This is a genomic window from Caulobacter sp. FV1ye6ST (genome assembly GCF_058681225.1).
Map to the genome: position 1 here is coordinate 3,846,112 of NZ_CM178733.1, position 12,769 is coordinate 3,858,880.

Annotated in this window: 8 protein-coding genes; 3 read left to right on the top strand and 5 right to left on the bottom strand. The window is 68.9% G+C overall.

Annotation, left to right across the window (positions count from 1 at the left end; translation table 11 throughout):
* Positions 1–80: 80 nt before the first annotated feature.
* The 5 genes from ACW175_RS18400 to ACW175_RS18420 form a co-directional block, all read right to left on the bottom strand.
* Entirely contained in the window at positions 81–3,050 is a 2,970-nt protein-coding gene (locus ACW175_RS18400; RefSeq protein ID WP_492101433.1) for a TonB-dependent receptor, read from the bottom strand.
* A 113-nt stretch (positions 3,051–3,163) separates the two neighbouring features.
* Complete coding sequence (locus ACW175_RS18405; protein WP_492101434.1) at positions 3,164–4,165, bottom strand: FecR family protein; 1,002 nt, start codon at positions 4,163–4,165, stop codon at positions 3,164–3,166.
* 84 nt (positions 4,166–4,249) lie between these two features.
* On the bottom strand, positions 4,250–4,738 hold the full coding sequence (locus ACW175_RS18410; protein ID WP_492101435.1) for an RNA polymerase sigma factor: 489 nt from the start codon (positions 4,736–4,738) through the stop codon (positions 4,250–4,252).
* Positions 4,739–4,830: 92 nt separating this feature from the next.
* The gene (locus ACW175_RS18415) at positions 4,831–7,614 is read right to left on the bottom strand and encodes a TonB-dependent receptor (protein WP_492101436.1); all 2,784 of its coding nucleotides are present in this window, start codon (positions 7,612–7,614) and stop codon (positions 4,831–4,833) included.
* Between the two features lie 130 nt (positions 7,615–7,744).
* Positions 7,745–9,523 carry a Ca2+-dependent phosphoinositide-specific phospholipase C gene (locus ACW175_RS18420; protein WP_492101437.1) on the bottom strand — a complete coding sequence of 593 codons (1,779 nt, stop codon included), beginning with the start codon at positions 9,521–9,523 and terminating at the stop codon, positions 7,745–7,747.
* 318 nt (positions 9,524–9,841) lie between these two features.
* Here ACW175_RS18420 and ACW175_RS18425 point away from each other — a divergent pair, with 318 nt between their 5' ends.
* The 3 genes from ACW175_RS18425 to ACW175_RS18435 all read left to right on the top strand — a co-directional run bounded on the left by ACW175_RS18425 (position 9,842) and on the right by ACW175_RS18435 (position 12,767).
* Positions 9,842–10,504, top strand: coding sequence for a hydrolase (locus tag ACW175_RS18425; protein ID WP_492101438.1), 663 nt, complete (start codon positions 9,842–9,844; stop codon positions 10,502–10,504).
* A 62-nt stretch (positions 10,505–10,566) separates the two neighbouring features.
* The gene (locus tag ACW175_RS18430) at positions 10,567–10,842 is read left to right on the top strand and encodes a DUF1427 family protein (RefSeq protein WP_492101439.1); all 276 of its coding nucleotides are present in this window, start codon (positions 10,567–10,569) and stop codon (positions 10,840–10,842) included.
* A gap of 74 nt (positions 10,843–10,916) precedes the next feature.
* On the top strand, positions 10,917–12,767 hold the full coding sequence (locus ACW175_RS18435; protein ID WP_492101440.1) for an amidohydrolase: 1,851 nt from the start codon (positions 10,917–10,919) through the stop codon (positions 12,765–12,767).
* Positions 12,768–12,769 lie beyond the last annotated feature (2 nt).

A 12,769-nucleotide genomic window follows, 5' to 3' on the forward strand; every position in this document is an offset into this window, starting at 1 on the left:
GCGCGCAGAATTCTGGCCTTCCCGCCCCGGTTGCCCACTATTTCAGGATGGTAACCGGTGTCCTAGGGACAAATCAGCGGTTACAGCCGCACGCGGACGCCAAAACCGAACGAGCGCCCCGAGCGGCCGATCTGCAGCGGGCGGTTGCGCTGGCCCTCATAGGCGGCCTCGACCGTGTCGGTCAGGTTGCTGGCCTCGACATACAGCGAGACGCGCGGGCTGAGGTCGTAGGAGCCGGCCGCGTCCAGATAGCCAGCGCTGGCGACCACGAAGCTGGACACCCCTCCCCCCTGCATATCGGCCTCTGAGCCGAACGGAGAGCGCCAGGTCCAGGAGAGGTGAGCGTGCAGCGGGCCGCGCTCGACGAAGGGGCTGATCGACCAGGACAGGCGCGAGACGCCGTTCAGCCGCCCGCGGCGGCCCTGATCGTCACGGCTGGCGGCGTCGACCCAGGTGGCGCTGGTCCACACTCCAAGCCCGTGGGCGAAACGCCGGCTGAAGGCGGCTTCCAGGCCCGTGACCTTCGCCACGCCCGCGTTGCGCGGTCGGGACATCATCACCGTGGCCACGACCGGCGGCCCGGCGCGGGTCGCGAAGGCCAGGCGCTCCGGCTGGGCAGAGACGACGATGAAGTCGTCGATGGTCTTGTGGAACACCGCAAGGCTGACACCGCCGAAACCTTCGAACTCACGCTCCAGCGAAAGGTCGTAGTTGGTGGCCAGATAGGGCTTGAGTTCCGGATTGCCGCCGACGCCGGAGAACAGGGTCCCCGGAGAGGGGTGGTCGATCTCGGCCTGGCCGCGCTGGTAGAGGATCGAGACGAGGCTGCTGGCCGGCACGGTCGCCGAGCGCAGATCCGCCAGCGACGGCCGGGTGATGCTGCGCGAGGCGGCCAGCCGCAGCCGCCAGCGCGGGTCGAGGGTGATCGCCAAGTTGGCGCTGGGCAGCACCACGGCGTGGGCGCCGGCGTAGCGGACTGGCTTGACGTCGATATAGCCCGTCGACGAAACGCCCAGCAGCGTGCCGGCCACGTCCGTCCGCGTCCGCGCCGTCCGCACGCCGATATTTCCGGTGGCCGGCAGGCCCAGCACGGTCGTCGAAAAATCCAGTCGTCCGTAACCAGCCAGGATCCGCTCGCCGACCTTGTAGGAGCCCTGCAGGTCCGCGCCGGTGGGGACCAGAGCCTTAGCGTCGACGATCACCCCATCCGCCTCCCCCGGCAGCACGAAGCCGGCGCGAAAGGCGGTGAAATCAGCGGCGGTCCAGGCCGACGGCCGCGCGGCGATCAGGCGGTCGAAGGCGTCGCTGGGGGCGCCGACGTCGAAGAAGCCGGCGTCGACGGCCGTCCCGATGCGCGGCGCGGCCTCGCGATCACGGCGCTGGAAGTCGCGCCCCCGGTCGGTGACCTGTCCGCCCAGGCGCAGGCGTTCGAATCGCAGCGGTCCCAGACTCCAGTCGACCGACCGCTCGGCGGCGACCAGGCCGGTGACGTCGTGATCATCCACCTGGGTGGCGCGGACGCCATAGCGCGAGAAGGTCAGTTGGGCGGGATCGCTCAGGTCGAAGGGCGTCGACAGCAGCGGCGCCTTTCGGCGCTCGACGAGGTCGGGCCCCAGGTCGAAGCTGTAGGATACGCCCAGGGGACTGACCGCCCCGATCCGCTGCAACGGCGTGTCGAGGTTGGAGCGAGCGCTGGACAGGCTGAGGCGCGGTTCCAGGGTCCAGGCGCCGGCGTCGGCCTTCATGGCCAGGCTCAGGGAGACGTTCTCGTGAACCTGGTCGGAGACTTCCAGATTGTTGCCAATCTGGCCGGCGGTGACGCGTCCGCCGAGCAGGGTGCGGCCCTCGATGCGCGCGCCCCCCGCCGCGAGGACCTGGGCGGCATAGTCGCCGACGGTGTAGACGACGCGGTCCTCGCGGATGCTGTTGTCGAAACGCGAGGCCAGGGCGTCGACATAGAGCGTGGCGCTCGGCGAGACCCGCCATTCCGCCCCGACGAAGGCCGTGGTCCGCGCCCGCTGTTCCTGCTCGACCGTGGTTCGGATGTCCTCGGGCGTGGTCAAGGGCGCGCCGTTGACCACGAGGTCGCGATATCTGGAGATCTGGAAGCGGTCGTACTGCACCTCTCGCCGCTCGGTGGAAACGCCGGCCACCAAGCCCAGCCGACCATCGGCCCGTCGCCAGCGACCGGAGACGGCGACGTCCGGCGAGACCACGCCCGTGCGGGCCTCGGCATGGGCGTCGGCGCGCAACGACAGGTACGAGGGCCCCTCCAGCCCGCGAACCGTGCGGATGTCGATGTTGGAGCCGATGCCGCCGTCGACCAGATCGGCCGTCGCCGACTTGGCCACCACGGCCCCGGCCAGCAGATCGGCCGACAGCGCGCGGAACCGGAATTGCCGGCCGCTCTGGGTCGAGTTGCGGATGTTCTCGTTGAACGCCACCGGCGCGCCGTTCAGGGTCACCGACTGGAACAGCGGCCCCAGACCCCGGACGCTGACGAACTGCCCCTCACCCACCTCGCGCTCGATGGCCACGCCCGGCACGCGCTGCAGGGCCTCGGCGAGATTGGCGGCCGGGAGCTCGCCGATCCGCCCGGCCGAGACGGCGTCGACGATGGCGTCGGCGCGCCGCTTCTGGAGCAGGGAGTCCTCGATGCCGGCCACGAAGGCGGCGGTGATCGTGACCGCCTCAAGGTCGACGGGCGCCTCGGGGACCGGCGCGACACGCTGCGGCGATGCGGGCGCCGCCACCGCCCACACCCGCACCGAGGTCTGGTCGGCGATCTCGTAGCGCAGGCCCGTGCCCGCCAGCAGGCGCTTCAGGGCCTCGCGCCACGGCATCGTCCCGGAGACGGCGTTGGTGCGGTAGGCGCGGCCCGGCTCGGTCGAAAACGCGAAAGCGCAGCCGGCCTTGAGGCACAGAGCCATCAAGGCGGCGCGGGCGTCCTGGGCCGGGATGTCGAAACGCGGCGCCGGTCCTTGCGCGAACGCCGGCGCGGTCACGGCCAGCGCCGCGATCGTCAGGGCGGACACGCGGCGGAAAGACATGCGGCGACTGGTGAAAAACCCCGGCGCAGCTAGGCGCCCAAGGTCTGGTAGCGCCGCTTCGTGACAGACTCGCGAAGGGTCCTGATGTGGGCGGCCTTACCGCCTGAACGCCTTTAGCGCGCGGTGGCGATGACCTCGCCCGGAGCAGTGCTTTTCAACACCACCGGCAGCACCTTGGCGGCGCGATCGATCACCGTGCCCTGGCCGTCCAGCGGCAGCATGGCGGTGACGCGCTGGCGGCCCAGGACCGGGTCGGCCAGGCGGATCCTGGCGTCCGTATAGCGGCCCAGCTCGGCCAGGACCTCGGACAGCGCCGCGTCCTGGAACACCAGCCGGCGCTGGCGCCAGGCGACGGCCGTGGCCGGATCGATCCGGGCCTCGCGCCGCACCGCGCCGCCGGCCTGGTAGCTGACCTGGTCGCCGGGAACGAGATGGACGGGCTCGATCGAGGATCGGGGCCGCGAAACCTCGACCGAGCCCTCCAGCAGCTCCACCCGGGCACGGCCGTCGCGGAGGCTCGTGGCGAAGTGGGTGCCGGTGACGATGACTTGCCGGTCGGCCAGGGCCACCTGGAACGGGTGGACCTTGTCGTGGGCGACCGCGAAATAGGCCCCGCCTTTGTCCAGGGCGAGGCGACGAACCTTGCCGTCGACCTTGGCGCGTAGGGTTGTGGCGGTGTCCAGCGTGACCACCGAGCCGTCGGCCAGGGTCACGTCGCGGATCTCGCCGACGGCGGTCGTGTAGGTGGCGGCGCCAGCCAGCGGGTCGTGGAGGCGAGTGAACAGGGTCGGGGCGATGGCTACAGCCAGAACGGCAGCGACCAGACCTCCGGCCAGGGCCACCGGCGTCCATCCCGTCTTCGATCGGCCACGAACCGCCATCGGCGCGGGTGGGATCAGATTGAGTTCGCCGAGGAGTTCGGCCCTTAGGTCGCGCGCCTGGCGCAGCAGAGCCTTGGCGTCCTGGTAGTCGACGAGGTTCCTGGGATCGGCCGCCAGCCAACGCTCGAAGGCCGCCAGGGTCGAACGCGGCGCGTCCGGGCGACCCAGGCGCACGACCCAGTCCTCCGCGGTGCGCGGCTTGGCTTCGAACAGGCTGGCGAGACGATCGAGCATCTTGGCGGTTAGGCCTTCCCAATGAGCGGCGCGGTCCGGTCCTGCCCGGGGCGTATCTTCACAACGATCGTCAAGCCGAACACCTCAGGTCCCCCGCGCGGCTTTCAGCCGTCGTAGCGCTTCGGCCAGGTGCTTTTCCACCATGCTGACCGAAACGCCCAGGCGATCGGCGATCTGGCGATAGCTGAAATCCTCGAAGCGATGCAGCAGGAAGGCGTCGCGGCAGCGCGGCGGCAGCTCGCGGATGGCGGCGGCGACGCCGGCCAGGTCCTGGCGGGCGATCGAACGGCGGTCGGCGGCGGGATCCTCGCTGGGGGCGTTCTCCCAGGCCGCGGTCGCGTCGTCGGTATCGAGCCAAAGGGTGCGGGCGCGTTCGCGGCCGGCCTGCTTCCAGTGGTCCTTCAGAAGGTTCTTGGCGATGGCGAACAGCAGCGGCCGGCTGTCGGCCTGGCCGATCTCGTGGCCGGCGCGATGGAAGCGGGCGAAGGTCTCCTGGACGATATCCTCGGCGTCCTCCAGCGACTGACCGCGCCGTTGGAGGAACAACACCAGTTCGGCGCGCAGGCCCGTCATGCCGCCTCCCCAGTCGCTCCCCTTGCCCGGACGCGCCGAAGCGCTCCCCCCGGCGAAGGGGGGAGCGCGCCCGGTGATGGCGTCCAGCGGGCTCAGAAGTTCATCCGAAGGCCGAGCGAGAAGCGCCGTCCCGACTTCTCGTACATGGTCGGGAAGGACGGATCCATCGTGTAGCCCTTGGTGACCTCGTCGGTGACGTTGATCCCCTCCAGGCTCAGCTGGATGCGCTCGTTGATGTTGTAGCTGACCGAGATGTCGGTCTGGCCGTAGCCCGAGCGCCAGATCGGATACATCTCGTAGCCGATGCCTTCGACGTACTTGCCCTTGTAGTTATAGGACACGCGCGCCTGGAACTTGTCGTTCTCGTAGTAGAGCGTGAAGTTGTAGGCCTTGTCGGCCAGGCCCACCGGCGGGGTCGGGATGCCGATCAGCGACTGACCGCTCAGCGAGCTGTCCAGGATCGTGTAGTTGGCGTTGATCCCGAAGCCCTTGGCCGGCTCCCACAGCAAACCGAACGGCACGATGGCGACCATCTCGACGCCGTCGACATTGTACGAGCCCTCGGCGTTGATCGGCTGGTAGACGTCGAAGTCGTAGACGCCGTCGATCGTGCCGTTGGCGTTGTACTTGGTGACGCCCTTGACCGTGCCCGTCAGGGCCTGGCGGACGACGCCCTCGATCTTCTTCTTGAAATACGAGACGGCCAGCAGGCCGCCTTCCGGCAGGTACTTCTCGAGGCCCACTTCGTACTGTTCGGCGAAGGTCGGCTTCAGGCCCGGATTGCCATCCGTGAAGCGGAACGAGTTGAAACTGGCGGTGCGCTTGTAGGCCAGGTCGGTCAGGGCCGGACGCATCAGGGTCTTCGACGCCGCGCCGCGCAGCATGATGCTGTCGGTGATGTCGGCGGTGAAGTTCACGCTGGGCAGCAGCTTGTTGTAGCTGCCGTCGCTGGACACCGGCGCTGGGGTGTAGGTCGTGCCGCCGGTCGTCGTCTGCACCTGGTGGTAGCCCGACGAGGTGACCGAGGTGTCGACGTAGCGAACGCCGCCGTTCACCGCGACCGGCACGGGGCCGACGTCGAAGCCGAGGTCGGCCATGGCGTAGAGGCTCGTGACCTTCTCATCGACCTTGTAATAGTCGCCCGGCGTGAACGGCGTGGTGAAGCCGGCGTAGCGGAAGGTCTTGCGCGCGTAGTCGTTGGAGATCTGGCTCCAGTTCAGGTCGCGGACCGTGTAGTCGCCACCGGGAACCAGATCGCCGATCGGGGTCAGCGGGCTGTCGGCCATGGTGCGGGTGTTGAGGTAGGCGGTGCTGCCCGGGCCAGGTCCCTGGATGTTCAGCGCGCCGTACTGGCGCTCCTTCGACTTGTCGGTGTAGCGGGCGCCGATCTGGATGGTCTTCAGCGCCGGGAAGAAGCCGATGGCGAACTCTTTCGTGTAGTCCGCCTGCGCGGCGTACTTGTCGTCGGTGATCTTCTCGAGGGTCGTCTCATAGGCCTCGAACAGGTACTTCGACGGCGAGTTGTACATGTCGATCGAGGCCGGGTTGGCGCTCTTGATCGTCTCGCCGCCGGTGGCCGTCCAACGCGTGCGCGAGGGAGCGTAGGCCACGTGCTTCAGGTTCGAATAGTCGAGCGTCTTCTTGGCGCCCGAATAGCCCGCCAGGGCGTGCAGCTTCCAGGTCTCGCCGCGCCAGTTCAGCTCCGAGCCGAACTGGGCGTAGTCGGTCTTGTTGATCTGCTCCTTGCTGAGCATCTCGTGCTGGGTCGCGGTGTACGACACGTCGCGCAGCACGACCATGTTGTAGTCGGCCAGGGTGGTCTTGTCGTAGCTGTGGATGGTCTCCAGCGTGCTCTTGCTCGAAGCCGAATAGGCGGCCGCGTCGTACTGGTCCTCGGTCGCGTCGTAGCCGCCCAGCATCAGGTCGAAGGCGATGTCGAAATTGGCCGACGGCTTGTACTGCAGCGAGCCGGTGCCGCCCCACTGCTTCTGGGTGTTCAGGTAGGCGCGGTCGCCGACCTTGTCCTGGAAGATGATGCGGCCAGTCTCGTCGCGGTTGGTGTTGCTCTTGACGACGACGCCGGCGTCGCGGGCCAGGACGGCGGCGGCCTGCGAGGCGCGCGCGCCGCCCGCTTCCAGGAAGCGGAACATCGGGCGGAAGTTGATGCCCGAGTTGGAGTCGGTGCGGTTCGAACGGCGCGCGGCCGAGAACGACACCAGGCCGCCCCAGTTCCCCCACGTGTCGCTGGCCAGGAAGGCGACCTTCGGGTCGGTCTTCTTGGAGATCGAGTTGTAGGCGCCTTCGGTCGAGGCAATCAGCTTGCGGCCGCTATAGTCGAACGGGCGAGCCGTCGAGATGTAGACCGAGCCGGCGATGCCGCCTTCCTCGTCCGAGGCGCGCGGCGACTTCTGCACGGTCACCTGCTGGATGACCTCCGAGGCGAAGATGTCGAACTCGACGTCACGGCCGCCGCTGCCCGAGGCCGTGGCCAGGTTGTTGATGGTGACGAAGGTGAACTCGCTGGGCAGGCCACGGACGCTGACCCGGCCGCCCAGGCCCTTGTTGCGCTCGATGGTCACGCCGGGCATGCGCTGCAGCGCCTCGGCGAGGTTCTGCTCGGGGAAGTTGGCGACGTCGGTGGCCACGATCGAGTCCGAGAAGCCGGTCGTCTCGCGCTTCATGTCCACGGCCTTCTCGAGGCTGCGGCGATAGCTGCCGGTGACGATGATCTCTTCGACCTGGGCGTTCTCGGCGGCCGTCGCGGCCGCGGCCTGGGCCTGAGCGCCCGTCGCCGAAAACAGGCCGATGGCGGCGCAGCTGGTCATCAGCCAGGCCAGGCGGCGCGCGTGGCCGCCGTTCGAGTTAAGTCCGATCATCCGCTCAATCCCCGAGGTGTTGTTGCGGCGGCGGCAGGACCGAACGCGCTCGTTCGGCCTGCGCCCCCGACGGCTTCAACGACGGCCCCGGACGGCCCCTCAGCGGCGAGATGTGGATTTCATCAAAACTTCACGGCCGAGCGGGTGAGGCGCCTTTGGCCCCGCCCTGAGAGAGCAGCGCGTCCAGCTCGGCGCGGGCCGCCTCCATGTCGCGACGGAAGTACGGCGAGACGTGCTCGGCGGCGTAGATCGTGGCGCCCGACTGCATGCCGGCCTCGGTGGCGCTGACGCTGTGCGAGCCGCAGATCCAACGGCTTTCGGCATAGTCGCGGCCCCGGGCGTAGAGCGCGTCGGCCCGACTGGGGGCCAGTTCGGCCAGGATCATCGCCACGTGCATCCCGAACGCCGAGTGGCCCGACGGATAGTCCGGATTGCCGGCCAGGTGGGCGCTCTTGGCCTCGCAGATCGGGGCGTTGGGCTTGTCCAGATAGGGCCGCTTGGTTCCCCAGTGGGTCTTGGCGACGCCGACCACCGAGCGGTCCTCGCCGGCGCGTTCCAGCAGGGCGGCGAGGATCGGGGCCTGGGTCGGGTCGATCGTCACGCCCAGCGCTTCGGTGAAGTGCTTCCAGGTGGAACCGTCAACGTCATCGGTGGCCCGCTGCCAGCGAGCGGAGCCCTTCAGGGCCCGGCTCTGGTCGAAGATGGCCGCGTCGGCGATGGCGCGCGGCGAACCAGCGGCCGGCGGGGCGGCCAGGGTCCTGGTCAGGTCCGGACGCTGGGCCGGGTTCAGATAGCCTTGAGCCGGCGCGCCAGCCACGCTGTCGAACGGCGCGTCGCAGCCCTTGGCCATGCGGACGGGATTGCAGGTCGCCGCCTCGCCGCCGGTCAGGCGCACCGTGTAGCCGCCCGCGAAGCGCGGATCGGCCCACAGATAGTCGGTCGAGACGTATTGCGCGCCGCTGGAGAACGCGGCGCTGCGCATCGAAACGTCGTTCTTGCGGGCCTGGACGGTGTCGGCGTCGGCGCGGGTGCGGACGATGAAGCCGGCCTTGACGGCGGCGGCGATGCGGGCGCGATCGCCGACGGGATCGTTGAGGGTCAGGTAGGCGGCGGCCGGCGAGGTCTCGTCGGTGTTGACGAACATCGCCCGGCCTTCCAGCGACTTGCGGGCGCCGCGATAGGCCGCGATTTTCTCCGGGCCCTCGTCGAGGGCGAAGAACAGCTTGCCCCGCGCCGCGCTCAGCGCCGGCCAGCCATCGGCCAGCACCGCCTCGCGCAACGTCGCGCGCTTGCCCTGGACCTGGTCGGGCGTGATCAGTTCGGCATCGGCGAATACCGAGCGGATCTCGGCGTCGAGGGCGTCGAAGGCCTTTTCATCGAACGGCAGGGCCTCGACGCCGCCGGGGAAGCTGGACGGCCCCTCCTTGGCGTTCAGCAGGATCAGGATCGGCGCATGGTCCGGATGCGCCTTCGACCAGGTCCGGATCTCCGTCAGGCACGCGACGAAAGTCGGGCAGGTCGTGCGGAAGTCGACGTCCTGCATGTGCATGACCTTGTAGCCAGGCTTGGCCATGGCCGCCGCCCAGGCCGGGGTCGGCACGATACCCTTGCCGAACACGGTCTTGGGCTGGGCGAAACGACCGCCTTGGGGATCGCGGACGACGTCCAGCTCCAGCTGACGGGCGCCGGCGTCCAGCTCCTCCGCCAGCGGACGATGGCTGTAGTCCAGGCCCAGGGCCCCCGGGCCGGCCGCCGCCAGCATGGCCGCCATCTCCTCGGCCGGGAGCGCGGCCTTGTAGGAATTGTGCGTTCCGACCGCGAGGATGTCGTTCATCCGCGCCGCCTGAATCCGCGCGACTTGGGCGCTGGGTTCGGCCGCCACGAGGGCCAGAAGCAGGCTCAGCATCATCGTCTCCCGGTACAGTTCGAGCCGGACCCGTACTGCGGTTTTGTGACAGTCGTGCGCGAGCGGCTCGGCCCGCGCCCGGTCTTCGGCGCTGCGTTTCGGGGCGGGTCCGTGCAAAAGGCGGCACGTCCCGCCGATCCGGAAGCGGCGGCGCTCGGTAGCCTGAACACGCCTAATTCGTCGCGACCGACGAGAGCGTTTTTAGAAACGATGGATTTCCATCATTTCCATTTATGCGTCGATGCGTCGCGACCAAAGTGAGCCTGTCAGAACAACGGGGCGGCCGGAACGGTCCTCCACACAACCCAGAAGGATAGTCCCATGACCATCGTCGCCACCCCCACCGCCGGCCCGCAACTGCTGACCCCGACCGACCACACCTTGATCATGATCGACTACCAGTCGCAGATGGCCTTCGCGACCCACTCGATCTCGGCCACCGAGCTGCGCGCCAACGCCGCCCTGGTCGCCCGCGCCGCCGCCGGCTTCGGCGCCTCGACCATCCTGACCACGGTCGCCGAGAAGAGCTTCTCGGGTCCGATGTTCGACGAGATCAAGGAAGCCTTCCCGGGCGTCGCCGCCCTCGACCGCACCTCGATGAACACCTGGGAAGACGCCAACGTCATCGCTAAGGTCAATGAGATCGGCAAGCCGCGCCTCGTGCTGGCTGGCCTGTGGACCAGCGTCTGCATCGTCGGCCCGGCCCTGTCGGCCCTGGCCCAGGGCTTCGAGGTCTATGTCATCGCCGACGCCTGCGGCGACGTGTCGACCGAGGCCCACGACCGCGCCATGGATCGCATGGTCCAGGCCGGCGCCCGCCCGATGACGTCCCTGCAGTACCTGCTGGAGCTGCAACGCGACTGGGCCCGTTCGGAGACCTACGACCTGACCACTGGCATCGCCCGCGCCTACGGCGGCGCCTACGGCCTGGGCATCACCTACGCCAAGACCATGTTCGGCGCGTCGGAAGGCCACGCCGGCTGACGTTCGTTTCGAGGCGGGATCTACAAGACCCCGCCTCCACTTCCCGTTCACGGATGCCGGCCATGAAACCTTACCTGCTCTCCCTCGGTGTCGGCCTGCTCGTCGGCGTGATCTATTCGCTGCTCGGCGTACGCTCGCCCGCCCCGCCGGCCATCGCCCTACTGGGCCTGATGGGCATGCTGCTGGGCGAACAGGCGGTCCCGATCGCCAAACGCCTGATGACCAGGACCCCGGTCGTGGCCTATCTGAAAACCCCAGAGTGCGCCGGCCAGGTGCTTGGTCCGCAAGCCGTCGCGGGCGACGGCCCCGACCCCAAAACTACGGAGGGCCAGGCATGACCCTCGATCGTCGACAAGCCGTCGCGCTGGGCGCGGCATTTCTCTCAAGTTCCGCTTTCGCTGAAAGGCGCCCCATGACCGATCTGCTGCTCATCAACGGCAAGTTCACGACCCTCGACCGCGGCAACCCGCGCGCCGACGCCGCCCTGGTCCGCGACGGCAAGTTCGCCGCCGTCGGCGAGGAAGGCGAGGTCCGCGCCGCCGCCGGTCCGAACCCGACGATCATCGACCTGAAGGGTCGCCGGGTGATCCCGGGCCTGATCGACAGCCACATGCACATCATCCGCGGCGGACTGAACTACAACATGGAGCTGCGCTGGGACGGCGTGCCGACCTTGGCCGACGCCATGGCCATGCTGAAGAAGCAGGCCGCCAACACCCCGCCGCCGCAGTGGGTGCGCGTCGTGGGCGGCTTCACCGAGCACCAGTTCGTCGAGAAGCGCCTGCCGACCCTGGACGAGATCAACGCCGCCGCGCCCGAGACGCCGGTGTTCATCCTGCACCTCTACGACCGCGCCCTGCTCAACCGCGCCGCCCTGCGCGCCGTCGGCTACACCAAGGACACGCCCAACCCGCCGGGCGGCGAGATCCAGCGCGACGCCTCGGGCGAGCCCACCGGACTGCTGCTGGCCCAGCCCAACGCGACGATCCTCTACGCCACCCTGGCCAAGGGCCCGAAGCTGCCGCCCGAGTACCAGCTGAACTCGACCCGCCACTTCATGCGCGAGATGAACCGCCTGGGCGTGACCGGCGTGATCGACGCCGGCGGCGGCTTCCAGAACTATCCGGACGACTACGAGATCGTCGAGAAGCTGCACGCCGACGACCAGTTGACCCTGCGCATCAGCTACAACCTGTTCACCCAGAAGCCGAAGGCCGAGCTGTCGGACTTCCAGAGCTGGTCCAAGCAGGTCAGGCCGGGGCAGGGCGACGACAAGTACCGCCACAACGGCGCGGGCGAGATGCTGGTCTACAGCGCCGCCGACTTCGAGGACTTCCGCGTCGAGCGGCCGGAAATGCCGGCCAACATGGAGACCGACCTGGAGCCGGTGATCCGTCACCTGGTCGAGAACCGCTGGCCCTGGCGGCTGCACGCCACCTATGACGAGACCATCACGCGGGCGCTGGACGTCTACGAGAAGGTCAACCGCGACATGCCGTTCGACGGCCTGCACTGGTTCTTCGACCACGCCGAGACCATCAGCGACCGCAATATCGACCGCATCGCGGCCCTGGGCGGCGGCATCGCCGTGCAGCACCGCATGGCGTTCCAGGGCGAGTACTTCATGGAGCGCTACGGGGCCAAGGCCGCCGAGGCCACGCCGCCGATCAACAAGATGCTGAAGGCCGGCATCCCCGTCGGCGCCGGCACCGACGCCACGCGGGTCGCCAGCTACAACCCGTGGGTCTCGCTGAACTGGCTGGTGACCGGCAAGACGGTGGGCGGCACGCGCCTCTATCCGCCGGCCAATCGCGTCGACCGCGAGGAGGCCTTGCGCCTGTGGACCACAGCCAACACCTGGTTCTCGAACGAGGAAGGCAAGAAGGGCCAGATCGCCGTCGGGCAGTTGGCGGACCTGGCCGTGCTGGCCGACGACTACATGACGGTTCCGGAAGACGAGATCCCCCACCTGTCGTCGGTGCTGACCCTGCTGGGCGGCAAGGTCGTCCATGGCCAGGGCGAGTACGACAAGCTGGCCCCCGTGCTGCCGCCGCCGATGCCCGACTGGTCGCCGGTGCGCACCTTCGGCGGCTACCAGGATCGTTCGCGCGGCCACGCCCGCGCCCTGGCTTCTGCCTGCGGCTGCGCCAGCAGTTGCAACGTCCACGGCCACGACCACGCCTCGGCCTACACCCGCGAAGCCCCGACCTCCGATGCGCGCTCCTTCTGGGGCGCCATGGGCTGCGGCTGCTGGGCGGTGTGATC